The sequence below is a fragment of the Paenibacillus tundrae genome (genome assembly GCF_030812775.1).
Classification (GTDB): domain Bacteria; phylum Bacillota; class Bacilli; order Paenibacillales; family Paenibacillaceae; genus Paenibacillus; species Paenibacillus tundrae_A.
In genome coordinates this window covers 62,541-87,946 of the sequence record NZ_JAUSTI010000015.1, presented here as the reverse complement: position 1 = coordinate 87,946, position 25,406 = coordinate 62,541, and the positions used below count along the sequence as shown (strand labels likewise).

Sequence of the window (25,406 nt, the reverse complement as noted above, 5' to 3'; positions counted from 1 at the left end):
GAAAGGCGCTCTCCAATTACGAACTTACTCTTTACGACCTCACTTTGCTATCACATTACCAAGGGTAATTCCCAATTCCCTCTAAGATGCGATCGATCTCGTTCAGCTCTTCGGTTGTTAATTCAGGAGCCTTGAGAGCTGCCACATTCTCTTCGATCTGTGACACGCGGCTTGCACCGATCAGAGCTGAGGTCACACGGTTGCCACGTAGAATCCAGTTTAGTGAAAGCTGGGATATCGTCTGTCCTCTACGTTCAGCAACAGCCTGAAGCGCTTCGAACTTGGCAATCCGTTCGTCGGTATAAGCCTCTACTTTCAAATTCCCTGTTGGGTTAGCCCGTTCTGCAATAATCTTCTCAACATACTTATTCGTTAACTGTCCGCGGCCAAGAGGGCAGAATGCAATCGAACCCACGCCTTGTTCATCCAACACATCCTGAAGACCACCCTCAATCCAGCGATTCAGCATGGAGTAGTTCGGTTGGTGAACCAGACACGGTGTGCCCAGACGGCGAAGAATGGTAACCGCTTCTTGGGTCTGCTCAGCATTATAGTTGGACAAGCCCACGTACAGAGCTTTTCCTTGTCTTACAATATGATCAAGAGCAGCCATCGTTTCTTCAAGTGGTGTCTCAGGGTCTGGACGGTGGTGGTAGAAAATATCGACATACTCAAGTCCCATTCTGCTGAGACTTTGATCGAGGCTAGCAATCAAGTTTTTGCGAGAACCCCATTCGCCGTAAGGACCTTCCCACATATGATATCCCGCCTTGCTTGAAATCAACAGTTCATCCCGGTAAGGACGCAGATGCTTTTTATAGATCACACCAAAGTTCTCCTCTGCCGATCCAGGAGGTGGTCCATAATTGTTAGCCAGATCAAAATGATTAATACCCAGATCGAAGGCACGAAGGATCATTTCTGTCTGAACATCCATGGTGCGATTGTCGCCAAAATTTTGCCATAATCCTAATGCAATCTGAGGCAGCTTAATTCCGGATTTACCGGAGCGGACATAGTTCATTTCACTGTATCGTTCACTACTTGCAGTGTAGGGCATGCTTATCTCTCATTTCTGCTTATGCGTTATTGTTGATCACCCTTTTATCTTAGACAATCCCCACTGAAAACCATATGGCATTTCACTACCTACGTATGGCAAAATGATTGTTATATCATCATTCGATGCTATGTTGAACAAAACAATTAAGCATACATCTCGCTTTCCAATATGTTAAAATGCAAGATATAGTCTTTCGGAATAGGAGTGACCTCAAGTGATTACATATATGTTCAAGAACGATCAATTCCAGGAGCTGCAGTTGCTCCATTATGGCACCGAGCCTTGCACACCAGGGCACAGCTTTGGCCCAGCGATGCGTGATTACTACAAAATTCATTATATTTTGAATGGCAAAGGCACTTTCCAGGTCGGAGGGCAAACCTACGAGTTACACAAAGGACAAGGATTTCTCATCGTGCCTCACTCTGTTGTTCATTATGAAGCTGACCAAAACGAACCATGGGAGTATAGCTGGGTGGCTTTTCAAGGTAGCAATGTCGTTTCGTTATTACAACAAGCTTGCCTATCTGAACAGCGTCCGATCTTCGAACTACATAATGATGATGAACTGCGCTCGTGCCTACATCGCATGATTAGCTCTAGAAATACACATAAAGGCTGGGAAATTAGTATGACCGGCTTGTTATATCAATTCTTCGCGGTGCTGATTGATCAAGCTAGTGAGACAAGTCATCCCGTCGTGCAGGATTACACGAAAGATACGTATGTTACGCAGGTGATTGATTTTATTGAGATGAACTATGCCAATGCGATTACGGTTCAAGCGATTGCTTCTCATGTTGGCTTACAACGAAGTTACCTCTGCTCACTCTTCAAAGATCTGATCGGAAGCAGCATTCAATCCTACCTGGTGAATTATCGCATGCGAAGAGCGGCTGAATTGACGCTTGATCCCAGCCTAAGTATTGGTGACATTGCTCGATCAGTCGGGTATCTGGATCAATTGCTCTTCTCCAAAATGTTCAAAAAGGTCATGGGACAATCTCCGACACAGTATCGCAAACAAAAAACAGCACCTTCCCCACTTCTTAGTTAAAGGGAATGTGCTGTTTCGCGTATTTGAGCGAATACTATAAAATTTGAACTTTAGATGATGTTAACCGGATACCGGATCACCATTAAACCTCGTTTACACCTGCTGTTCCTGCATGGATACTCCCACTACATGAACCTTAATCTCGTCAACGAATAGACCTGTGAAATTCTCTACAGCCTGCTGCACATTATGCTGCAGTTCACGGCAGACCTCATGCATACGACAACCATACTGCAAAACAATTCTTAATTGAATCGATGCACGCTCTTCTTTTACAGTCACATCAATTCCTTTTTGCAGGCTCTTGCCACTAATGCTCTTGGCAATGCCTTCGGTTATGCCTGCAGACATAGACGATATTCCTGCGGTTGTCTGTGCAGCGATGCCTACAATTTTGGATACAACATCTGTAGCGATATGAACTGCACCGATTAGCGCTGGCTGAGATTGTGGTTCAATATATTCAGGTTCATTATAGGTTACAGGTACGATTTCAGTCATGTGGATCGCTCCATTCTTATGAATTTGAATTAGGTCGTGTCTGAAACTCCCTAGGCATTTTGCCACTTTTCCTTAAAGAACAAATTGTAGATACGTACCAACAAAATTTTAAGAATCATATAGAACGGAATAATGATAAGAATAGCTATAATTCCGCCCAAGTCCCCCGCACCGAGTACCAAAATTATGGTTGTGAGCGGGTGAATATCCAGCTTTTTGCCGAATACATACGGAGCAACAAGATTATCTTGAATCTGCTGAGCAACAAGAATGATAATGAGTGACCAGATCGCCACAGACGGTGATACGACCAGCCCCATAATTACAATGGGGATCGAAGATACGATCGCACCGATAAATGGAACAAAGTTCATAATGACAGCAATGACGGTCAACAGCAGTGCGTAAGGTAAACCGATGATAAGAAAACCTATATACATTAATACACCTAATGCCAGGTTTACAAGCACTCGTCCTACGATAAATCCACTGAGTGCCTGATCGATCTCCAATACCACTTCACGACTGTCCTGCTGAAAACGTTTGGGCGCAATCGATGCGAGGATACGACCAAACTTCTCTCCTTGTTTCAGCATGTAGAACAAAATGATCGGGAAGGTGAACAGGATAATTGCAAAACTGGAAAGGAGCGAGATGAGACCACTAACGTAGTCCGTCACGAAGTTGAATCCTTTGTTGATGTATTCGGTAATTTGAGAGAACGGCGTTGAATTATCCGGGAACAAGGTCGCAATTACACCATTTTGTTCTAATGATTTGAGCTGAACACTTAGTGAATTAAGCAGGTTTGGTGCATTTTCCACCAGATTAATCAATTGCTGACGCAATGATGGCCACAGCCCCACGATAAACAGCACAATTAGAATGCCAAAGATCAGATAGATCAGCAGGATACTGACCGTTCGGTTAAGCTTCTTTCTCTCCATATAATTAACCAAGGGTCTCAGTAGATAATAAAAGAACACGGAAAGCATCATCGGCACAGTAATCACTGTAATCATCGTAACTAATGGCTGGAATATGAAACTCACTTTAGATAATAGATAGATGTTGATTAGCACAAGAGCTAATGCAATGCTGAATCGTACAAACGAGTTTTTCACTTTAGACAATATGTCCCCTCCAGATTTCCAATTCTAATGCGCGAGTGTAAGGCGAGCCTTCTATACGTGATGGCGAAATTACATAAGCCTCGGTTACATCTCTTTTATTTTGGTATGACAATGGTGAAAATGGTTGTTTCCCGTCCTCGTTGTGACAGCGTTAAATGTCCACCCATTTTTTCGGTATTTCGTTTGGCAATAGCGAGACCCAACCCGGTTCCAACCGTTCCCGATCTCGCTGCATCTCCTCGAACAAACGGGTCAAATATCGTTGTCCATAATTCCTGAGGTATACCTACCCCGGTATCAGCGACTTCAATAGACACATGCGTATCCTGAGGGATCAGCTCTACGCGTAATTCTGTACCTCTTGGATTATATGCAAGTGCATTCGTAATCAAGTTCTGGATGACTCGAGATAACAACTCCGGATCATATTTGGCATAGATCTCTTCATCTGGTACAAGAACATGCAGTACGAACTGATTTTGCTCAATTTCCCCATACGTATCGGCCATAATCTCACGCACAAATTCCCCAATCTCCCGCTGCTTGATGTTCATATGGAAATCGGGTGAATCCACCTTGAGCAGTTCCAGCATATTCTGGATCATTCGTGCAACTTGTACAGATTTATTGTGAATGTAGCCTAGATACCGTTGCTGTCTCTCTGCATCCCCAACCCGACCCTCGGCCAGCGCCTGAGCATAACCTTGAATAGACGTAATCGGTGTCTTGAGATCATGCGATAGATCCACGATGAGTCGTTGCTTACTTTCTTCCGCGTAACGTTTCTCGGCCGACGTTTTCTCAATCACATCTGCCATGAAGTTAAAGGTCTCACCAATCTGCACAAACTCCTTCTCGGCAGAGATGGACATGCGCGTACTGTAATTCCCCCGAATCATTTGCGTAAGCCCCAGCGACAACACGCGAAGTGGTTTCTTAATTCGCTTGGCGACCCAATAGCTGTATACAATCGTCAGTACGAGCAGAAGTCCAATACCCACTAAGATGTAAAAGGGCAAGGGATGCTTCAGATTCGTAATCAGTTGGTTATCATTCATGCGAATGCTTACGAGATCACGTGGAAGTTTGAGCAAAAGGTATGTTGCTTCTCCCTCAGCCAAGAATGGGGAAATGGAATAATAGTAGGGCTGGTCGCTGCGATTTTCTAACTTGGCGAATAACTCGGATTCTGCGTACTGGTTAATTGTGTCCTTCTTATTGCCTACCGAGCGGATTACGGAGCGGTCTGCATTCAATATTTCTAACCATCCACCGCTATCCTCTAGCCGCTGCGTCTCAATATTGGATGTTATGTCGGATCCATCTTGATTGCGTGCCTTCTCCAATTCAGCCACATATACATGTGCTTCTACATTTAGATCAGGATCAACGATATGATCAGAAATGCGAAAATCAACGACATCAAGGGATACGATAATGTATACAACCAGTACGAGTAATAGCAAAAAGAAATTAAACAACAGAAAGTCCAGTGTCAGCGACGTATGCAGCGGTCTCTTTTCTCTAGTTTTCCATAGGCGCTTCAATTTTGTATCCTAATCCCCTTATCGTCTTCAAATATTCGGGTTGCCTGGAATCACGCTCAATCTTCTCGCGAATGTTGCTGATATGTACCATGATGGTACTGTCTTCATGTGCATAGTACTCTCCCCACACTGCTTCGTATATTTTTTTGCGGGTAAACACTCTGCCCGGTTGTTCTAACAGCAGTTCCACAATTTTATACTCTGTTGACGTTAACGTCACAGGTCGTCCCGACCGATACAACATACATTTGGAACGATCAAGGGATAGCTCACCAAGCGTGCGGGTTGCCTCTTGAGATGCCGATAGTTCCAGTGCATCGAATTGGTTGACCCTTCTTAACAAAGCCTCGACTCTTGCCACAATCTCAAGTGGGTTGAATGGTTTGGATATGTAGTCATCAGCTCCTAGTCCAAGTCCCAAAATCTTGTCATGATCCTGGCTCTTCGCAGACAAAAAGAGTACTGGCATATGATAGGTAGCCCGGATCTGTTTGATCAGTTGTAGACCATCCATTACAGGCATCATAATGTCCAAGATAACCAGGTCAATTGGGCCTGAATGTATGCACTGCAATGCTTCCTCCCCATTTGCAGCGGTTAGAATGTTGTAGTCCTTCTCCAAATACAGTTGAAGCAGTTCCACAATTTCGGGTTCGTCATCTGCAATCAACAATGTGTATCTCATACGATCCCTCTCATTTCAGTGTTAAGTTAGAATGTTCATATACCTACACTATAACCTACGTCTCTTAATACAACCTAAACCCTTTCTAAAGATAATCTAAATAAAACGCCCAGGTTCGTAAACCCAGGCGGTTGAATTTTGTACTACGATCTGACTGCTTCAAACGAAATCGTTAGCAAAGTCACAGGTTAGGACGTTATATTATGCTTTCAGCCAAGGCTTAACCCGATCTATCAAGTGCTGTTTGTCATATTGCATATACTGATTCGCACGGTTGCGGAGTGGGTCACCTGCATAGAAGCGCTCATATAGATCATGTCTGGCACCCAGTGGACTTCCCGTAAGTTCCCAAGCCAGTTGAAAGAGTCTTGTTTTCTCCTGTGCAGATATCGTGACACCACCTAAATACTGATGAATCATATGCTCCAAGGGCTTGTTCGTACCTGGCATTCCGGATGGAATCTGAATAAGTCCGCCTGCTGCGATCGTTTTCAGTATTTCGATGGAGCGTGGATAATAACGGTTGCCCAAGTTCCGTGCAGTTTCAATGTACTTAAATTCAGGGAGCCAATTTCCGTACACGTCCGGCTTGGCTTTTGCTTCCGCAGCAATGATTAACCCCTCAATTGTCTGCATCTGGCTGACCATCTCTCCCAACTGCTCTTGCACATTAAGGAAGGAGTCCACGCCAATTTCTTGGGCAATGGAGGAGGTGATGGCTGTAACGAACTCTAGTTTGGAATACAGACGAATGACACTTTGATGGTAGGCTAACGAGGAGGAGGCAACATTACAACGAATCTGCCATACTGCTTCTGGATTATGATGGAGTAACACACGTTCCCAAGGAACCAATACATCTTCAAAAAATAAGACAGCATCCATCTCATCATATTGATGACTTAATGGGTGGGAAGAATGCTTATCCGTTGCAGCGAACGATTCTCTGCACAATACGTGCAAGCCCGGGCTGTTCAAAGGCACAATCATCATGTGAGCCAGCTCCGGTTTATCCCCAGGAATACGTTGTACAGGATAAATAAGGATATCGTCGGCATAAGGAGCCGCAGTCGCAATCATCTTTGCACCCCGGATCACAACGCCCTCTTCGTTCTTTCGTACAATACGTAGCATCGCATCCTCATCTTCACCTATCGGTAAAGAACGATTCATCTGTGGATCACGCTGCACAATCGTCAGGAACAGATCACGGCGTTTCGCTTCTTCGTAATACCTAGATATTTTGTCCGCATAATAAGTGTCATGAATCCCCATGGCATCCCGAGTTGCATACCAGCCGGTCAGACGCGAGCGCGCATAATCAGATAATCGACTCATGACGCCATACGTACGTTCAGACCACAATCGAAATGCGCCAGCACGATGCTCAAGGTCTTCCCTACAACGCGGCACTTGAAAAGCTCGATGCACATACCCACCGATGTGCTCATCCCAATAAGCTACGGTATCTCTTGATCCCGGTTCATCCGCCAGATTGAATAAACCTTCAACGGTCTGTAATGTACCTTGGAACGCAGAGTGACTAGTTACATTAATCTGCTCACCATCTAACCATACGTTACGTTCATCATTAAGTCGGTGTATGTAAGCTTGTCCACGAGACATCGTTATGCTCAAACTAAATCCTCCTTCAAAGGAAATGTTCTATCCCTTCTCGAATGATACATTATGTATCTAAGAAAATAGTACTTCGCTTTGCTTATGAAAGTCAACCAACACCAAGCGCAGGCCTGGTGTTAGTTGAAAAGATGTTACAAATATGTGCGTATACGTTAAGCAATGAAAGATGTCCTTAAGTAAGGTTTATAACAAGCCCTAGGACAACTTCGTATACATGTTGCGTAGATAACGCCAGCGTACAAGTACAAAATATAGCACTTGCATGGAGGAGAACACCAAGAAAATTCGAAGTGTATACCCCATGACGGAGAAATCAACTAATTGCTGCAATGCGATAAAAGCGACGGAGCTGTGAATGATCGCAACCAGAATGGGCAGGAAAAACATCAGTAATAGTTGACGTGTGACCATTCGGCGAAGCTCTGGGCGACTTAATCCCATTTTGCCAATCATACGGTACTGCTCTTCATCCCGCTCCAGATCAGCGTAAAGACGGAAATACGTGAAGCTTGCAGCAAAAGTAAAGAACACGATGCCTATCAAGCCGCTCAGGATAAGAATGATCCCATTCGTCTGCTTCGAATTCAGCCAATCTACAACAAGAGCGCTAACCGAGAAGTAACCGTGCTCCAGCGGCTCTGATCTAAGAGATTCAATGAGTTCAGGCGCGAAGCTACGTGTGCCCATCCAATCGGTAACGACAAATTGGGTTGTGCGGTTGGAGTAGAACGTTTCGTCCAATTCCGCTTGCTCAAAGTAAGCGTGCTTGATCTTCTCAAACAACTCATCAGAAACGACATACAGATTCATTTCATAATCTACAGGAATAACGATCTCGGTACCTGGAGCAGTTAATCGAACCTGTTCATGCTGCTCTTCCACCTCTAGATTCATTTCCGTTGGTGAGAAGCCTGAATCCATCTGTGCACGCAACTTTTTACGCTCCGTAAGATTGCCTGGTGTTAAAAACGCCTCATCCGGCTTTAGCTCCCTCGCTTCGTAACCAAGTGCTTTTGCTAAATAATTGTATTGACTTAACTTGATTAGATTGCCGTTATTGTTCTCATAAAGTGGTTCATAGCTACCTCGAACATAAGGTACTTCATGTTCAATTAAGGTTTCCTCAATCTTCCTAAGCTGCTTCTCAGCCACTTCAGTATTCCATGAATTCATGTATGTGAATGCATATGGATTCGTCATGGACGACAAACCAGGATCAGCAATCGCTAACATGGTACCGATCCCTGTGAAAGATGAAGCTGAAATCACACTTACCATAAAGAACATAATGGCATTATCTTTCATTCGATAGGTAAGCTCCGATAGGAACAGCAAATTCGTTTTACGGAAAAATAGTCGTTGATTACGCTTGAGGGCACGAATAAGATACACACTAAGTTGTGTAAATAGGAAGTACGTACCTACAATGACCAGTAAGACACTTCCAAACAATATCGGAAATGAATACGATCCCCAGACAAAAGTGAAGACACCCGCATACCCTCCAGCAATGAAAACTACGGCTAACCATGCCTGCAATCGGGAAGCCTTTGGCTCTGGTTTTGGTTTTTCCTCTGATTTGACAAGCTCAATTAGCGTACCTTTGCGAATGAGCAACGATGATGACATGGCGATAACCACGAAGAGCAACAGAAATGCGCCCATCGTAAGTGCAATACCTTTCAACGGTAAATAGAACGGCAAACCATTTTCCACAGCTAACATGGAGCTACAGATGAGCAAAATCAATTTGCCGAAGATCATCCCCAGCGTGATTCCCGTAATTATAGCGGCAAGGCCGATACACATGTTCTCCATAAATAAAAGTCGGTTCATCTGCTTGCGCGTCATGCCTAGGATCAGGAAGATACCAAATTCCTTTTTACGTGTCTTGAGAAATGAACCCACGGAGTATAGCAAAAATAGAAATGAAAAGATAAATATAATAAACTCAGCAATAACAAATCCTTGATTGGCAAGCGATGTGACCGTTTCACTTGAGCCCTTCAACCCCTCGCTCAGATCGGGGTGAAATAATAACAAGGCATAGATAAAAAAGATCATGACAGAGAATGTACTGCTCAGGAAATGAGCGAGATAGATTCTTTTGTTCCGAACGACATTATTAATAGCGAACTGGCGAAAATTCATGTCCTGACCCTCCCATTAGGGATAAAACATTAATAATCTTTTGGTAAAAAGCCGCTCGATTATCGCCGTAATGTATTTCGTTGTACAACTTGCCATCTTTAATAAATACAACCCGACTGCAGTAACTCGCCGCCACAGCATCATGAGTAACCAGTAACATTGTCGCTTGATCCTCCCGATTGCGCTGTTCTAACATTTCCATGACGTCACGGGCAGCCTTAGAATCTAGATTCCCTGTCGGCTCATCAGCCAGAATCAGCTTGGGTGCATGGATAAGTGCTCGCGCAATTGCTGTCCGCTGTGCTTGACCACCAGAAATTTCATATGTGCGCTTATCCAGAATTGCTGTGATTCCCAGCTTCTCTGCAAGTCGCTCCACTCTTTCATTCATCTCATGAAGCGCAACGCCATCCAGCGTGAGTGGCAATACAATATTCTCCTTCACGGTCAGGGTGTTCAACAAATTGAAGGATTGAAAAACAAATCCCAACTGTCTACGCCTGAACAATGCGAGCTCGTCGTGCCCTAGTTGGAACGGGTTCTGCCCTGCGATCCGAAGCTCCCCTGATGTTGGATGATCAATCGTGGAGATCATGTTCAGCAGCGTTGTTTTCCCACTACCCGATGGCCCCATGATACCTACAAACTCGCCTTCTTGAATACTTAAATCGATACCTGATAATGCTTCATGTGAGACAATTCCTTTATAAATTTTGCTAATCTGTTGCACTGAACATATTTCCATCAGATAATCACTCCTCTTAACCTGTATCTCATTACGTTGGATTAAGCATGTTGAATGTTCATTCCATTCCATAGCTCTTTCTTTCAACTTATACATTCAGTCTATCTGAATCGCTGTTTTTCTCCTATGGCTTAACCTTTCATCTACATGACAATAATGTAAGGTTACGGCTCAATATCGTCTCATTCAGAAAATAAAACAGAAAGACGCCGTTTCCTCTCATAGAGTTTCGGACGTCTTCTCATTTCACACATAGTTTTTAGTTCTGATATGAACTTCAGTATATGAAATTCCATAGCTTCATGTATTAAATCTAATCTTCACGGTTGTGCCTTCTCCTTGAACGGACTGCAATTCAATCTGATGATTCATCTGGGTCAACACTTCTTTTACGATATATAGCCCCATTCCCGTGGATTCTTTGAAATGTCGGCCATTCTCTCCTGTAAAGAAAGGCTGGAACACCCGTTTAAGATCCGATGTGGGAATGCCCACCCCATGATCTTGTACTTCAAGCATAATTGAACTTTCAAGCTCGTAAGCTCGTACATATATCTTCTGCCCATTGCCCGTGGAATACTGAATGGCATTGGACAATAGCTGAACGAGAACGAACCTTATCCATTTGGCATCGGATTGTACCACAATAGATGGATCCATCTGCATTTCGGGATAGACATGATTGCGAATAAAGAAGCGCTTTAACTCGTGAATCGCAGCTTCTCCCGCCGCTTTAAGTGATACAGGTTCTACCGTAAAATCCTGTTCAAATGTTTCTAGACGAGCAACATATAGAACATTCTCCAGACTGCGTCTCATCTGATCCGCTTCCTCCCGAATACTTCTGAGACGCGGATCATCATCCTCATGATCCTGAATTGTTAATTCGATGACAGACAGCGGAGTTTTCATCTGATGAATCCATTGGTTCATGAACGTCACGTATTCCTGCTTACGCTTCTCCATTCGGTGCAAATCCGTATGATAATGACTATATTGCGAATCTAGCAATTTGGCCAATGCGGCTGACAAAGGCACCGATGCAGTAAGCGGAACGAACTCTTTTAACGAATCCATTGGCTGAGACAGCCGAGTGTAAAATGCACGATGAGACATATAACGATACGTTAAATAACTGATATACACAATGAGACCTAGAAAAACAGCATAGGTTGCGGTTAACCCGTGATCATAACCATCGTACCAGAATACCGCCACTACAGTGAATAACATCCCAACTACCCAACAGGTTAACGCAATATGTTCTTTAATGAATAATTTCATGTGCGTGCGATGTCTTTCCAATTACTATTCAGCCGATAACCTGATCCACGCACCGTTTCCAAGGCGTCTGTAATACCGATCTCATTCAAACGCTTGCGCACACGAGTGACATTGACGCTAAGCGTGTTATCATCTACGAAGGAGTCGTCCCATAACTTTTCTAATATTGTCTCTCGACTGACTAATTTCGGACTACGACGCAATAACGTTTCGAGCAATATCGTCTCCTTTTTCGTCAATTGTACCTTCTGTTCACCCAACTGCATTTCCATACTCTCCAAGAAAATCGTTAAACCATGCAACTCCACTTTACGTTCCTCATGGCGAGTAGCATAATCCCCATACACTCGTCGAAGCTGGCTTCGAATCTTAGCCATTACAATCTCATGCTCGAAAGGCTTCGTAATATAATCGTCAGCACCATTCTCTAGTGCCATCACTTGATCCATCTTGCCACTCCGCGCAGAGATGAACAGGATTGGACAAGTCGAGAGTGAACGTATCTGTCGACACCAGTAGTATCCGTCATAACTCGGTAAGTTAATATCCATTAGGACAACATGAGGTTGGAGCAGCTCAAACTGCTGTAGAACCAGTTCAAAATCCTCAACAATGACTGCTCTATCTCCATATCGCTCAATATGAGATTTCAGCAGACCAGCGATCTTGGGATCATCTTCAATAATTAATACCGTATACATATTGCGCATCACCTCTAACCAGAAATCAAAATATAAATAGGAAAGGGTTTATTGCGATCACTGCCCTTTCCTTATCTAATGCTTAGCTTCACTTCTGCACATGAATCTCATTGCGCCAATCCTTGATATCCGTATTCAATTGCTTCAGGTTGCCAGAAGCTTGCTGTTCATCCGAAAGTTTATAGTGTTGCTTCAGTGATAGAATCCGATATACACTCTCATCAATTCGGGACTCTGAAATTTTACCATTTCGTACTGCATTCAAAAGTGTATCAAAGATCGTTTTCGCACTCTCATAACTATGAGCTACAAGTAATATATCGCTTCCTGCCTGTACCGTCGTTATTGCAGCTTCGTTCAGCTTATAATTCTTGGCAATTGCACCCATGCTGAGATCGTCTGTGATTACTACTCCATCATAGCCGAATTTGCCTCGCAAGTGTTCACCGATGATGACATCTGACAAGGAAGCTGGATGATCTGGATCAAGTTTAGGGAACAGAATATGTGCTACCATAACGGCTTCTGCTTGTTCTTTCACGGCCGCTTGGAATGGAATCCATTCAAGCTCTGCAAGTTGTTTCAACGTTTTGTTCACCACCGGCAGATCCAGATGAGAATCTACGGACGTATCCCCATGACCAGGAAAATGTTTCACGACGGGAATGACGACTTCACTGCGCAGCCCCTTCATCTCCGCCACACCCATCTTAGCGACAAGATCTGCAGAACTACCGAAGCTACGATCACCGATAACCGGGTTCTTCGGATTACTGTTCACATCAAGCACTGGAGCAAAATCAAGATTAAAGCCAACGAGTTTTACTTGTCTCGCTAATAATTGACCCATCGTTTCTGCCAGCTTGGCCTGATTGGTGTCTCCAACTGTACGATTCGAAGGAATGGACTCCACAGAATCGGGCATACGGCTCACTTTGCCACCCTCTTGATCCACACTCATGAAGATTGGTACTGGATTGGAACGATTGGCATGCTTAATGGATTGTATAAACTTAGCTGTAGCATCAAGAGTGGTAACGTTATTGGCATAGAAGATAATGCCGCCTACCTTTTGATCGGAGATCATTTTCTTGCCTTGATCATCAAGCTCCGTACCCTGTACTCCAGCGAGAATCATCTGCCCAATCTTCTCTTCTAATGACAGTTGGCTAAGCTGTTCTTTCACCGGGTCTTGTTCCTCCTGCGATGGAGTCACTTGATCAGATTCAGTCTGTGTTTCCTCGTCTGTGTCCGAGCCCGCTCCATTTCCCTCTCCATTATTCGGATTGTTATTTGGTTCAGGCGAAGGTGATGCGTTATCGCTAGTTCCTGAATTCGATTCTGGTGAGGTAGCCGATGTATTCGTTTGTCCGCAAGCGGTTAATAGCACACATAAGCTGATGATTAGCAATAACATATATCGTTTGGCTAGATGTGTGAGTATGGTGTTGGAGTGTGATTTACTGTGATTCAAGGATGTTCATCCTCCCTAGATAAGTAGTATGTACTGCATTGCTTTTCAGGCATAACCTTATCATAAGGTGTACCATTTTCAAAATACCGTGGACAGAAATCGTGCCAACGATTTAAATAGGTTGTCCAAGAACGAATTACCACAAAAAAAAGCTTGGCATACCAGATGAGGTATGGTACTATTTTGTATTTTTTCAATGCGCGTGTGCGAAGGAAGATTAAGCAGGAAAGTAGGTGCGGGGAGAATATGATTTTCTATTGTGAATTTTTCATATGTTGAAATTATTATTATAGGAGGTTATAAATCCTCTTTTTGGGGTTTGTTTTGTTTGTTTGTTTGTTTGTCGGATTTTATTATTTTTCACTCGTGATCATTGGTGTTTATTGGGGTTTTTATTAGTATTCTTCTTGGTTCTTGGTCTTTCGTTTATGCTTTTATGCTTGTTGATTGCTATTTTTTTGGAATAAAAAATAGAGCAGACTTCACAGCAATGTGTCCATCTTACGTAGATCTGCTGTAATATATCTGCTCGCTGTTTGGATTATCGGCTGTTCTTCCGTAACCAATAATGTGGATGAAGCATATTATATAATCCATAATATCCCTTTTAATGATTTAATTAGAATTGATAGCGATATTGTCGCGTCTCACTCGAAGCAATTTACCTGAAGAAGCAGAAAGTACGTCTGGATCAGTTCCGAGGCCAAAGTAAAAGTCTCCTTCACTCTCCTCAAACGACCTCGCATACGTATCCTGTTCAAAAGAAAGAATTTCAGTCCACGTCACTAGATCCGTCGTCTCATATACACGATTAATATAGTTCAAATTTTGTCTAGTATACGTCAGCACATACGCCTTGCCCTCACGCGCGAGTACGTCAGTTGGCAGTGCAGCAGTATCCGGCAAAATAACACGTCGTGCTTGATTAATCGCTGTCATAACATTTAATGATCTTGGCGTCAATTGTCCATCATTGAAGACCTGACCTGCGATATACAACAATTTGTTATCGAAGTTTACATTCTTCCCTATTCGATTGTAAGGAGTTGTTCCAAGTTGATACGTTAGACCAGGCAACATTCTACTTCCATAGATAACAACATCTCTCTTTTGAAGATTTGTATTAATCTCTAGAATATAGGTTCTATCTCCCCAAATATTGTTCGCCGGATACATCATGCCTGATGCATATAACTTGCCACCGATTTGGAACAACGTATACGCTCTATACCCATACGTATTAATTGTTCCGTAGTGCTGCCAGCTCTCTCCTTGGTCATGTGAAATGAGAACCGTCGGTTTATCTTCTGTGCCCAAGGCAGCAAACAACTTACCTCGATATGAGGCTAGGTCATACACATGTACGCCAAGCGGTAAATTACGATATTTCGTCCAGATCTCGCCGTCCAACCGATAGAAGTTACCTAACCCCCAGCTCTCTCCATCCGAATCATTACCTGGGATAAATAACTTACCATCAAGCACTTTGTATATATCTATCTGCTCTTCATCTACGAACATCTTCGTCGTAGGCAGAATTCCCGGATTACTGCTGCTCACCGTCTGCGTCTGGAAGGTAGAACTTATCGTATCATAATAGATGATAGGGATTGGACCAGCGTTAGGGGCTACCCCTTCGTTGCTGCTGTTCCCATGTCCCATGTAAATCTTTCCCCTATAGAGCTGCAGATCCCAGACATTATTAGCATACGGTGCTTTCTTGAAAGGTTTACCTAGGGGCTCAACCACAGCGGTTACATCAGTAGACATTACAACATCTGTCGTTCTGCTTATTGCATTGGTAACGGCACGTTCACCTCTTGGTTGTACACTTGTGGGACTATTATTTTTCAATTTAGCGTTGCCGATAATCATTCCACCTACACCTGCTACAACAGACAGAATAAGAGCCGTCCACTTCGTTCCACTCTGCATATCCTCTTCCTCCTTCATATTTAAATATCTTCATTTGCGACGATACAAATTGTATCTTTGTATTTTATGTAGCAGTATACACCTACGCAACAAATTTCGCCCGTTTTGTGCAAAAAAATAGACAACCACATTCTGATGGGTTGTCTATACGCCGTTTATCTGGTGCATTGAGCAGAAACTGAAATTGTACTTATTAGAAGCTACCTAGGATGAAGGCTAAGAGCACTCTTCTTCTATATTATTCGGCCTTGACTAGAATTTTCACCTGATTCTTCTCCTTTAATAATGCTTCAAAACCATGATCGACGACTTCATCAAGTGAAATTCGCTTCGTAACCAGTTTATCTGCTGGGAAGAAGCCCTTCTCCATCAGACTGATCACCGCTGGGAATACATCACGGTAGCCAATAATCCCGTTCACTGTGCGTTCTTTCATTACGATAGAGTTAGGCTGAATCGGTGCTTCCTGTTCAAAAATGCTAACAATCATCAATTCCCCACCAATTCGAGTCGTGTCCATAGCTTGTTGAAGTACCTTCGGAACTCCCGTTACTTCGTACGCTACGTGGACTCCGCCTGCTGTGCGTGAATGAATCTCGGTCACCACATCATACTCGGTAGGATCGATCACAATCGCACCAAGTTCTTCAGCTTTTGCCTTGCGTTCAGCTGATAACTCCACTACATATATATCGGAGGCACCCGATGCTTTGAGAGCTTCAATCACCAATAGCCCAATCGGACCTGCGCCGAACACAGCGGCAGTATCCCCAACTTTTAGTTTACTCTGACGAACCGCGTGCAGAGCAACAGCGGAAGGTTCTACTAAAGCCCCTTGCTCATAGGAAATCGCATCTGGAATGGAATGGACCATGTTCTCGGCCGCAGTCACATATTCGGAGAACCCTCCACCCCCACCCGCAAGACCCAAGAAGCCCATTTGATCGCAAAGGTTATATCTACCTTGTTTACATGCTTCACAATGACCACATGCATAGATGGGTTCAACCACTACCCGATCTCCAGCTTGGAAACGGGTTACTCCTTCACCCACTTCAACAACTTGTCCTGAGAACTCATGCCCCATAACGATAGGAGCTTGTTCCCCTGTTAGCGGATGCGGTGCTTGAGCAGGTATAAAAATAGGCCCAGCCGTATATTCGTGCAGATCACTACCACAAATTCCGCACCATTCTACTTTTATTTTTACCTGTCCTTGGTTAGGACGAGGTTCCTCAATTTTTTCGAGACGTAAATCTTTGACACCATGCCAACGTAGTGCTTTCATTTTGTTCATCTCCTAGATGATAAAGTATAAATTATAATCGGAAACGTTTCCGTAGTTAAATATGTCATAGTTTAAATACGCTGTCAAACATATTTGCCCAGAAATATGTCGATTCCATGATTTTTTTTGCGTTTTAATTTAACCCACATCTTAGGTATCGGCAACTAATCCATGACTATTAGGCTGTTTTTCAATCAGCTATCCCATTAGCTATACCAGGATGGAATCCATTTTTTAGCATAGCGTCTCTGCAAGCATGTATTGCAACCTACGTACAAGTGATATAATCATAAAGTAGGCAAAAAATATCGTTTATTGATCCTATATTAGGAATCGTTTCCGTTAATTAAAGTGAGGTCATATCATCATGGGTAAAGATCAAAAAGTCACGATTAAGGATGTCGCCGAACACGCAGGTGTAGGTATTGCGACGGTATCCAGAGCGATAAACAACTCCGAAGGCATCAGCAGCAAGACGAGAGATCGGATCATGCAAGCTATTGAAGAATTAGGATTTGTTCCGAATACGTCTGCACAAAGTCTGAAGATTCGTCAGACGAATCAGATTGCACTCGTTGTGCCTGATATTCGCAACGCAATCATTCCTGAAATATCTTGGTCGGTTGAACAAACAGCGAAGCAGCACGGCTACCATGTTGTTCAGATTAATACCGCCGGTAATGCACGCACAGAGCTAGAAACGATTCGCACGATCAAAAAACTGCATGTTGACGGACTTATATTCATGCCACTCGCCTATCCGAAAACCTTGCCAAATCTTATTGATAAGGCTCCACTGCCTATTTCTCTGATTAATTATGGCAAAAAACTCGAACCAGGTATGAAAGCAGATATCGTTTCACTGTCCAAGCCAGAAGGAAAGCTCGTGATGGAGCATCTGATCAAGATCGGTCGGACACGAATCGCATATGCCGGAGCACCCAAAGATATTATTGAGGAACGTTATCGAGCTTACGAACAGGCACTTGGGCAAGTCGATATCTCTCTCGTATACTTCGGGGAAGACTTCTCATTGAACACAGGAGCCAATGCGGCAGACTATTTCTATGGATTAACTCATATGCCGGATGCGGTGTACGCCATTAATGACATGGTTGCCATTGGCCTTGTGAATCGCTTCAAAGAGCTAGGAGTTTGTGTACCAGAGGATGTTGCTGTTGTAGGTGTAGATAATAACCAATGGACTACAGTCACATCGCCGCAGATTAGTTCTGTTTCCATTATGGGTGAAGAGGTTGCTAGACTAGCGACTGAATTGCTATTAAAACGAATTCGAGACCGCCATACCGAGGATTATGAACATATTCAATTTGAACCACGTCTAATCGTGCGAGAATCCAGTCTTGCCATGATTCGTACTACCGATCCTCATAAAAGATAACCACAGAACAAAGAGTCGGAATATGCTTCCGACTCTCACACGAACAGGAATATTAATTTAACGAGCAGGCTTGTCAGGATTACGGCTACCGTCACTTGGATCACTGCACGTAATTTGTATACAAACTGATCTACTTCAAATTGGTCAGTAGTAGATAATGAAACAACGATTGCATAGAAAGCAAGTATGAAAAATGTCATTAATACAAATGATAGTAATCCTATTTTGCCTGTAGCAAGTGCTAGAACCCAGATCAAATAATACGCAACAAGAAGACTTCGTTGCCAGACCACCTGCATCTTACCACTCCCTCTGCTATGTAGTTACTCTATTGATTCGTTTGACAAATATACCGAGTGTCTATGTATATATTTACGTTTATTTATACAATATGGTTTCATATTATTCCATTTTTGGGTGTGGTTTTTCTTCATTTCTGCATAAGACATCGGAATCTCCCTTATATAAGCGCAGTCTGAGTTTAGACCCCGTTACTCTTCAAACATAATAATGTGGCCTCAATACTTTGCTCGACAAATGAACGATCAGGTGCTGATTTCATCATGACGGTCAACCCAATCATCGAAACAACGAGTGACTGTGCAATGGAAGTGGCATGTAGATGACTGGAGATCTCCCCGGAACACTGACCGCGCTCAATCAACTCCTGAAAAAGCACTGCCAGATACATCTGATGCTCACGTGTCAGAACCGCAAACTTGGGATCATGAGGCGCGAGTTCAACCATCGTATTAATGCAAAAGCAACCATGCCGAGGATCAGTAACGTCCCCCTCAGACCCAATATGCTCAAAGAGTCTCCGAAACGCTTCTATCACACTCTCTCCCTGTTGGAGCATCCCCCGAACTTTCGCTGCATGCTGGGTTGTATACCTGCGCAGTGCCGTTTCAAACAATTCCTTCTTATCCCCAAACGCAGCATATAAGCTAGGGCGCTGAATCCCCATGCCTGTTGTAAGGTCACGAAGTGACGCAGCCTCGTATCCTTTATCCCAAAAAATATGCATTGCAGCGTCAAGCGCTCGATCGAGATCAAATTCCCGCTGTCTTGCCATTTCAACACCCCTTTTTTATATCGTTAGGTACAAATAAAATATATCTTTCACTGTAGTACATGTCAAACAAGGTTATCGTTATGTCTAGTTCGATCCACAGTAAAATAATAAATGAATTGACTTCCTCCTGAAATGTGGAGTATGTTTTACGTAATAATTATGTATCGATCGGTACATTGTGTTAAATACATACTTTACTATCTCAAAAAGGAGTCTTTTATGAATACCTCAGCTCAACTAATTCAGCTCACCTCACAAAAACAACCTGGTATCTCCCGAATGGTCGCATTATTATTTGCATTATGCAGCGGGCTTGCTGTCGCAAACATCTACTATGCTCAGCCTCTACTCGATTCCATGGCTCAAGAGTTTAACATCACGACTTCTTCCATAGGCATTGTAGTTACAGTAACGCAAATCTGTTATGCCATAGGTTTGTTGTTACTGGTACCTTTAGGAGATCTTCTGAATCGACGAAAACTAATCATCGTGCAAATGTCCCTATCTATACTCGCTTTAGTTGTTGTTGGAACAGCTGGGTCAAGCTCTGTTTTATTTATTGGCATGGCCATCGTAGGCCTGCTGGCTGTCGTTACACAAACTCTCGTTGCCTCTGCGGCTTCCCTTGCCTCCCCTTCGGAGCGCGGGTACATTGTAGGTTTGGTTACGAGCGGAATTGTTATTGGTATTTTGTTGGCTCGAACAGTTGCCGGCGTGTTAAACGACTGGCTCGGGTGGCGATCAGTCTATCTCGTCTCTGCCAGTTTAACCTTGCTGGGAGTGGTTGCTATGAGCTTGATCATGCCCAAACAGCAATCCATCAAAGCGACACTTCGCTATGGCACGTTGCTGTTGTCTGTCCTTCAATTGTATCGTGACATGCGCATCTTACGTGTACGCGGAGTGCTAGCCATGCTTGTATTCACAGCCTTTAGTATATTGTGGACTTCCATGGTTTTGCCTCTAAGCGATTCACCGTTCAACCTTTCCCACACGGCGATTGGCGCATTCGGGCTTGCGGGTGTAGCCGGTGCACTTGCAGCTACACGGGCTGGTAAGCTCGCAGACCGAGGTCTTGGGCAAAAGACCACTGGAGTCTCGCTACTTATTTTGCTTGCATCCTGGCTGCCTATTAGCTATATCCATCAATCCCTAGGGTTTCTGATCGTAGGTGTAATTCTTCTTGACCTATCCGTGCAAGCCGTACATGTAACGAATCAAAGTCTGATTTATGCAGTACGTCCTGAGGCACAGAGCCGTTTAACTGCTGCGTATATGATCTTTTATTCCATTGGAAGTGCCGTGGGTTCCATCGCTTCTACGCAGATGTACGCCTTAACAGGCTGGATCGGTGTATGCTGGTTAGGTGCAGGGGTTAGCGCCGCTGCTCTTGCATTTTGGATCTGGGACCGTTTCGCAACAAAGCAAGCCGCTCATGGTTAAAAGTAATACACTTTATCTTGACTGACTACTCGGCGTCTAATATTTACTCGATAAAACGAGAAATAGCGTTGCTAACGGACCAAGCAACAGGGAGAGCAGGAACCAGTTTAAACCACTTCTGTTTTTCCCTTGTGCAAGTCCAGCATTGATTAAGGCAAGTGTTCCCCAGCCGACAAAATATCCATTTTCCATAAAAGATCGCTCCTTAGTTACTTTTTATTTGTCTGTATATTCACATTTTGACTATTGTCATTATAGACAGGTCTGACATAACCTGACTCCACAATGATCTTCAACTTCCGATTTCGACTCTCTAAGAATGCCGTCATATATCGTTTCAATACAATTCGTTCAGCAATCCAACCCAGAACACCAAGAGGCGCTTCAAATTTAAGCGTATCGGTCATACGTGTAGTGTGATTATCCAGCTGGGTGAAGCTGTGTTCATGACGCATACTTTTGAAGGCGCCGTTCAGCATCTGGTCAACAAAGCGATAGGGACGCTCATACTCGGCAATCTCAGAGGTTAATCTCTGACGTACTCCTAAATGTGTCGCTTCGAAAGTTACCGTATCTCCATCCCCAATAAGACCTGTAGTCACCCCCGAAACTGCTTGTTCACGGGTATGTGCCCATACGGTCTGCGTATGTAAACTAATGTCACGAGCAGCATCGAAGCATCGTTCAATTGGCGCGTTAATGGTTATCTCCGTTACAACTTGAATCAAGTAGATCTCCCCTTTTGGATGTTCACAATAATACACTGAATGAGGATGAACTTCGTTGATAGAATCATAGGGTTCAGGGAAAGTATACCGTTCCTCGATTGGAAGAACAATGTAATGATGATATATGATGCCAAAAAAAGCCTCCCGATCGTACAGGAGACTCTTTCAACTTCTTATCTATCATTTCTAATTTTGCTGAAACTAGCTGTTAATAATTAAGTCGTCGATCGAGAGACTACGTTCCTTGGACAGGTCGCGGTACTGCTCTGATTCCACTTTAATCAATGGCTTGAAGATATCAGATGGATTATTCATAACAATAACCCCCTTCTCCCCATTGCTAAGTAACACTTGTTTACCAATAAAGTTAGGCAGTAGATGCTGCATTAACGCCTGAACGGGCTTTTCATTCAATTTACCGAAGCCCATGGAATAAATATCGCGAAGATTGTTGATCAAGTTAGGATTACTACTTCCGAAATCCCCAGATCTCATACTGATGTAAACATCCGCCACGGAGACGATTTGGGTATATGGGTGTATCTCGTCTTTCTTGATCTGCATTGGATATCCTGAGCCATCTTCACGTTCATGATGTTGGAGTGCAACAAGGGCTGTTGCCTCATCTCTCATGGAGCTCTTAATAATATCATGCCCATAGATGGTGTGGCGCTGATACTCTAACTGCTCATCTGGTGTTAAAGGTTCCGTTTTATTCCGGATGCGATGAGATACTTTGCATTTTCCGATATCGTGCAGATATCCCCCGCGGCTTATTTGATAACATTCCTTAGGGGAATATCCCAACCAGGTAGCCATATAGAAGGACAACAATCCAACTTGAATGGAATGTGTATAGTTATTTACATCGTCCCGCTCTAGCATCATCAGCAAGTGAACAACGTCCTTTTGCTCATCCAAACCTTCAACCATTGGCTGTAGCGCATCGTCTACCATCGTGGCGTTAAATTTCCCCACAGTGAGCGCCTCAAGAAAAGCAGATTGATAATTATGTACGGTTTGCACAAATTGCGATTTCATTTCTTCTTCGGGAGGTATATCTCCATTCATTCTAGTCGAATGTACCGCAGCGGCTGCAAAAAATTCAGCTTCCGTAATTTCTTCCTCGCGTGGTTCGATATCCACATAGTCCACACGGTGCTGCATCAGTAAGGTAATATCCTCACTTTTTAGTACAGTCCCTTGACCCAAAACGTGTAATCCTGCATCGCTAAACGTGTCAGCAGTCAGACGATCCCCGTCTTGCAGGTTCATAATATGGATTCTCAACTCGGTATTCCCCCTGAATGTTTCATTTATAGTCAACGGCTCCCACGTAACATGGGTTCCAAAAATCCCTCTACTTCTTTATATCGAGTTTTTCGACCATTTTATCCATAGTTCTTATGACCTTAATCACAACGGGAAACACGAATAACTAAGACTTTATTCTCATGCGCATTACGCTAAAAATGCTAATTCACAGTGAATTGCCTATATAATGTTAAGCGCCTTCATTTATGTATGTGAAAAACAGCCCAAATGAAGTGTTTGGACTGCTCATCGAGTTCAATTATGTTGATTAGATTTTAATGGAAGCCAGGCTGCCACCTTTGGCAAATAAGCGTTCTATTCTTTTCTCTACCGCTGGATCAGCAATGAGTGGCGGAGCTTGATGTGGCTTCACACGTGCATCAATAATGATCTGGTCACAGCCCCAGTGCTTGTTCTCATAGCCGCTGTTAACCCCATACATATCATGGGATGGATTGCTGCGAGTAAATGTTGCCCATAAGAAATTACTGAGGTTCTCGCTGATGAATGTGCTATCGTCGCACAGAATAATCATCGGAGTCGAAGACATATCCCCTTTTTCCTTCAACATTGCCGTAAATGCGTTCATTTCCTTCGCAGTATCTTCATAACTAATGAACGGCGACGTCTGCATGGACACAATTCCCGGCATGACCAGCTGAGGATTGTCATAGCCACGGATTCCCTTGAATGTCTCAGGCACTTCCTTGCATAACTCTCTAACTCGATCTCCATAAGCTGCAAAAACAACCTTGCTCCCGCTATTCAAGCCCGTGCCCGAATAATCGAGTGTATCCATTGTTGTATTCGTATAGAAATGGATATCTCTCTTCAGATTTAACCGCTCTAAGATATAAGTCAGGAACTCAACCTCCCGATGGGTGCTTAGCGGTTGTTGATCCTCAGCTGTAATAAATAGATACTTCGCTAAACTAAGCTGTCCTGTACCCAGAATGCGGTTAGCGATGGTCAGTAGCTCTGTTGGTTGTTTGACCACTTGGTACGGTGTATAACGCTCACTTCCGATTGCAAACAAGAGCGGGTGTACACCCGCAGCATCGACCGCATGTACTTCTTTCACACCTGGAATCTCCTGCTTGATTGCGTCACCTGTTATTTCGTGAATCAAGTCACCAAATGCCGTGTCCTCCTGCGGCGGACGACCAACGACAGTAAATGGCCAAATTGCATTCGGTTTGGCATACACCTTGTGCACTCTCATTAACGGGAACTCATGCGTAAGACTGTAGTATCCGAGATGGTCACCGAATGGTCCTTCCGGTTTCGTTTCCCCAGGATAAATATCTCCTGTAATAACAAAATCAGCATCGTTACTGATACAATAACCATCCTTGTAACTATACCGGAAACGACGTCCGGCAAGCAGTCCGGCAAAGGTCATCTCACTGAGTCCTTCGGGCAGCGGCATTACAGCAGATAACGTATGTGCAGGTGGTCCACCGATGAAAATACTAACTTTTAACGGCTCACCCTTTTTGACTGCTTTCGCCTGATGCACACCGATTCCCCGATGAATCTGGTAATGCAATCCGATCTCCTTGTTCATGTCATACTCATTACCACTAAGCTGTACACGGTACATGCCTAAGTTGGAGTTCATAATGCCTGGTTTGTCTGGATCCTCCGAATAGACTTGCGGCAACGTAACAAATGCGCCTCCATCCATCGGCCAATGCTTAATCAATGGCAAATCCGAGATTTGAATCTCCTGAGCAGACACCGGCAAGCTAATCGATTTTTGCTTAGGCAACGCTTGCCAAGCAGCGAGAGCTGTCCCCATATGGGCAAAAGGCCTTTTCAAGGCTTTCATCGGGTCTCCCCTTACCTCCATGACACGTTGCACACCTTCAAGCGTCTCACGGAATAGAAATTTACTACGTTCCATGTTGCCAAAAAGGTTGGAAAGCGCCCGGAACTTAGAACCTTTTACCTGTTCAAATAACAACGCAGGCCCTTGAGCTTCAAACACTTTCATATGAATCGCTGCCATCTCTAGATCCGGATCAACCTCTTCCTTCACACGAATCAGATGTCCATGCTGTTCCAGATCGTTAATACAATCTTCCATATTGCGATATTTCATCGGACGGCTCCATTCTTCAATAGATTCTCAAATAGGATTATATACGTATTGTTATGTTCAACTATTCACATACATTAGCAGACATGTACCTGACACAAGCCTGTATGCACTATTTTCTTTGAGCGGCCTCAGTAC

At 43.7% G+C, this 25,406-nt stretch carries 22 protein-coding genes; 3 read left to right on the top strand and 19 right to left on the bottom strand.

Translation table 11 applies throughout. From position 1 onward, the window contains the following. Nucleotides 1-55: 55 nt before the first annotated feature. Nucleotides 56-1,060 (bottom strand): aldo/keto reductase, encoded by a 1,005-nt coding sequence (locus J2T19_RS22045; RefSeq protein ID WP_307219602.1) that lies wholly within the window; start codon nt 1,058-1,060, stop codon nt 56-58. Between the two features lie 217 nt (nt 1,061-1,277). Between J2T19_RS22045 and J2T19_RS22040 the strand changes: the two genes are divergently transcribed. Next, the gene (locus J2T19_RS22040; RefSeq protein WP_307219600.1) at nt 1,278-2,120 is read left to right on the top strand and encodes an AraC family transcriptional regulator; all 843 of its coding nucleotides are present in this window, start codon (nt 1,278-1,280) and stop codon (nt 2,118-2,120) included. Between the two features lie 93 nt (nt 2,121-2,213). Here the strand turns inward: J2T19_RS22040 and J2T19_RS22035 are convergent, their stop codons facing one another. The 12 genes from J2T19_RS22035 to J2T19_RS21980 all read right to left on the bottom strand — a co-directional run bounded on the left by J2T19_RS22035 (nt 2,214) and on the right by J2T19_RS21980 (nt 17,205). Further along, nucleotides 2,214-2,621: an Asp23/Gls24 family envelope stress response protein gene (locus tag J2T19_RS22035; protein ID WP_307219598.1), complete on the bottom strand. Its 408-nt coding sequence runs from the start codon at nt 2,619-2,621 to the stop codon at nt 2,214-2,216. A gap of 50 nt (nt 2,622-2,671) precedes the next feature. Beyond that, nucleotides 2,672-3,757 (bottom strand): AI-2E family transporter, encoded by a 1,086-nt coding sequence (locus J2T19_RS22030; RefSeq protein WP_370874925.1) that lies wholly within the window; start codon nt 3,755-3,757, stop codon nt 2,672-2,674. Between the two features lie 92 nt (nt 3,758-3,849). Further along, entirely contained in the window at nt 3,850-5,301 is a 1,452-nt protein-coding gene (locus tag J2T19_RS22025) for a sensor histidine kinase (protein ID WP_307219594.1), read from the bottom strand. Then, nucleotides 5,279-5,986, bottom strand: coding sequence for a response regulator transcription factor (locus J2T19_RS22020; RefSeq protein ID WP_307219592.1), 708 nt, complete (start codon nt 5,984-5,986; stop codon nt 5,279-5,281). Before J2T19_RS22020 ends, J2T19_RS22025 begins: the two co-directional genes overlap by 23 nt. A 201-nt stretch (nt 5,987-6,187) precedes the next feature. Continuing rightward, entirely contained in the window at nt 6,188-7,612 is a 1,425-nt protein-coding gene (locus J2T19_RS22015; protein WP_307219689.1) for a 4-hydroxyphenylacetate 3-hydroxylase family protein, read from the bottom strand. Between the two features lie 210 nt (nt 7,613-7,822). Continuing rightward, a complete protein-coding gene (locus tag J2T19_RS22010; RefSeq protein ID WP_307219590.1) occupies nt 7,823-9,778 on the bottom strand; it encodes an FtsX-like permease family protein in 1,956 nt (651 codons plus the stop codon). Then, entirely contained in the window at nt 9,753-10,523 is a 771-nt protein-coding gene (locus J2T19_RS22005; protein WP_145048517.1) for an ABC transporter ATP-binding protein, read from the bottom strand. Before J2T19_RS22005 ends, J2T19_RS22010 begins: the two co-directional genes overlap by 26 nt. A 300-nt stretch (nt 10,524-10,823) precedes the next feature. Continuing rightward, nucleotides 10,824-11,807 (bottom strand): sensor histidine kinase, encoded by a 984-nt coding sequence (locus tag J2T19_RS22000; protein WP_307219588.1) that lies wholly within the window; start codon nt 11,805-11,807, stop codon nt 10,824-10,826. Continuing rightward, complete coding sequence (locus J2T19_RS21995; RefSeq protein WP_307219586.1) at nt 11,804-12,508, bottom strand: response regulator transcription factor; 705 nt, start codon at nt 12,506-12,508, stop codon at nt 11,804-11,806. The genes J2T19_RS22000 and J2T19_RS21995 overlap by 4 nt, the downstream gene beginning before the upstream one ends. A gap of 88 nt (nt 12,509-12,596) precedes the next feature. Further along, a complete protein-coding gene (gene nagZ / locus J2T19_RS21990) occupies nt 12,597-13,982 on the bottom strand; it encodes a beta-N-acetylhexosaminidase (RefSeq protein ID WP_307219583.1) in 1,386 nt (461 codons plus the stop codon). 615 nt (nt 13,983-14,597) lie between these two features. Further along, nucleotides 14,598-15,917: a hypothetical protein gene (locus tag J2T19_RS21985; protein WP_307219581.1), complete on the bottom strand. Its 1,320-nt coding sequence runs from the start codon at nt 15,915-15,917 to the stop codon at nt 14,598-14,600. Nucleotides 15,918-16,155: 238 nt separating this feature from the next. Further along, nucleotides 16,156-17,205, bottom strand: coding sequence for a 2,3-butanediol dehydrogenase (locus tag J2T19_RS21980; protein ID WP_307219579.1), 1,050 nt, complete (start codon nt 17,203-17,205; stop codon nt 16,156-16,158). 367 nt (nt 17,206-17,572) lie between these two features. On the opposite strand from J2T19_RS21980, the gene J2T19_RS21975 reads away from it, so the two are divergent. Further along, complete coding sequence (locus tag J2T19_RS21975) at nt 17,573-18,607, top strand: LacI family DNA-binding transcriptional regulator (protein WP_307219577.1); 1,035 nt, start codon at nt 17,573-17,575, stop codon at nt 18,605-18,607. Nucleotides 18,608-18,642: 35 nt separating this feature from the next. Here J2T19_RS21975 and J2T19_RS21970 read toward each other — a convergent pair whose 3' ends face one another. After that, nucleotides 18,643-18,906, bottom strand: coding sequence for a hypothetical protein (locus J2T19_RS21970; protein WP_307219575.1), 264 nt, complete (start codon nt 18,904-18,906; stop codon nt 18,643-18,645). Between the two features lie 182 nt (nt 18,907-19,088). Further along, entirely contained in the window at nt 19,089-19,682 is a 594-nt protein-coding gene (locus tag J2T19_RS21965; RefSeq protein ID WP_307219573.1) for a TetR/AcrR family transcriptional regulator, read from the bottom strand. Between the two features lie 219 nt (nt 19,683-19,901). Here J2T19_RS21965 and J2T19_RS21960 point away from each other — a divergent pair, with 219 nt between their 5' ends. Continuing rightward, the gene (locus tag J2T19_RS21960) at nt 19,902-21,125 is read left to right on the top strand and encodes an MFS transporter (RefSeq protein WP_307219571.1); all 1,224 of its coding nucleotides are present in this window, start codon (nt 19,902-19,904) and stop codon (nt 21,123-21,125) included. 36 nt (nt 21,126-21,161) lie between these two features. On the opposite strand, the gene J2T19_RS21955 is transcribed toward J2T19_RS21960, so the two are convergent. The 4 genes from J2T19_RS21955 to J2T19_RS21940 all read right to left on the bottom strand — a co-directional run bounded on the left by J2T19_RS21955 (nt 21,162) and on the right by J2T19_RS21940 (nt 25,271). After that, complete coding sequence (locus J2T19_RS21955; RefSeq protein ID WP_186380949.1) at nt 21,162-21,317, bottom strand: hypothetical protein; 156 nt, start codon at nt 21,315-21,317, stop codon at nt 21,162-21,164. Between the two features lie 17 nt (nt 21,318-21,334). Further along, entirely contained in the window at nt 21,335-21,853 is a 519-nt protein-coding gene (locus J2T19_RS21950) for an SRPBCC family protein (RefSeq protein ID WP_307219568.1), read from the bottom strand. A 201-nt stretch (nt 21,854-22,054) separates the two neighbouring features. Then, a complete protein-coding gene (locus tag J2T19_RS21945) occupies nt 22,055-23,143 on the bottom strand; it encodes an HD-GYP domain-containing protein (protein WP_145048497.1) in 1,089 nt (362 codons plus the stop codon). 292 nt (nt 23,144-23,435) lie between these two features. Then, the gene (locus J2T19_RS21940; RefSeq protein ID WP_307219565.1) at nt 23,436-25,271 is read right to left on the bottom strand and encodes a UbiD family decarboxylase; all 1,836 of its coding nucleotides are present in this window, start codon (nt 25,269-25,271) and stop codon (nt 23,436-23,438) included. Nucleotides 25,272-25,406: the final 135 nt, after the last annotated feature.

Bases quoted from the DNA above. Each gene is read 5' to 3' on its own strand.
- J2T19_RS21955 (WP_186380949.1), bottom strand. From the start codon at position 21,317: ATGGAAAATGGATATTTTGTCGGCTGGGGAACACTTGCCTTAATCAAT.
- J2T19_RS22010 (WP_307219590.1), bottom strand. From the start codon at position 9,778: ATGAATTTTCGCCAGTTCGCTATTAATAATGTCGTTCGGAACAAAAGA.
- J2T19_RS22015 (WP_307219689.1), bottom strand. From the start codon at position 7,612: ATGTCTCGTGGACAAGCTTACATACACCGACTTAATGATGAACGTAAC.
- J2T19_RS21940 (WP_307219565.1), bottom strand. From the start codon at position 25,271: ATGAAATATCGCAATATGGAAGATTGTATTAACGATCTGGAACAGCAT.
- J2T19_RS22020 (WP_307219592.1), bottom strand. From the start codon at position 5,986: ATGAGATACACATTGTTGATTGCAGATGACGAACCCGAAATTGTGGAA.
- J2T19_RS21985 (WP_307219581.1), bottom strand. From the start codon at position 15,917: ATGCAGAGTGGAACGAAGTGGACGGCTCTTATTCTGTCTGTTGTAGCA.
- J2T19_RS22035 (WP_307219598.1), bottom strand. From the start codon at position 2,621: ATGACTGAAATCGTACCTGTAACCTATAATGAACCTGAATATATTGAA.
- J2T19_RS21975 (WP_307219577.1), top strand. From the start codon at position 17,573: ATGGGTAAAGATCAAAAAGTCACGATTAAGGATGTCGCCGAACACGCA.
- J2T19_RS22005 (WP_145048517.1), bottom strand. From the start codon at position 10,523: ATGGAAATATGTTCAGTGCAACAGATTAGCAAAATTTATAAAGGAATT.
- J2T19_RS22000 (WP_307219588.1), bottom strand. From the start codon at position 11,807: ATGAAATTATTCATTAAAGAACATATTGCGTTAACCTGTTGGGTAGTT.
- J2T19_RS21970 (WP_307219575.1), bottom strand. From the start codon at position 18,906: ATGCAGGTGGTCTGGCAACGAAGTCTTCTTGTTGCGTATTATTTGATC.
- J2T19_RS21965 (WP_307219573.1), bottom strand. From the start codon at position 19,682: ATGGCAAGACAGCGGGAATTTGATCTCGATCGAGCGCTTGACGCTGCA.
- J2T19_RS21980 (WP_307219579.1), bottom strand. From the start codon at position 17,205: ATGAAAGCACTACGTTGGCATGGTGTCAAAGATTTACGTCTCGAAAAA.
- J2T19_RS22045 (WP_307219602.1), bottom strand. From the start codon at position 1,060: ATGCCCTACACTGCAAGTAGTGAACGATACAGTGAAATGAACTATGTC.
- J2T19_RS21960 (WP_307219571.1), top strand. From the start codon at position 19,902: ATGAATACCTCAGCTCAACTAATTCAGCTCACCTCACAAAAACAACCT.
- J2T19_RS21995 (WP_307219586.1), bottom strand. From the start codon at position 12,508: ATGTATACGGTATTAATTATTGAAGATGATCCCAAGATCGCTGGTCTG.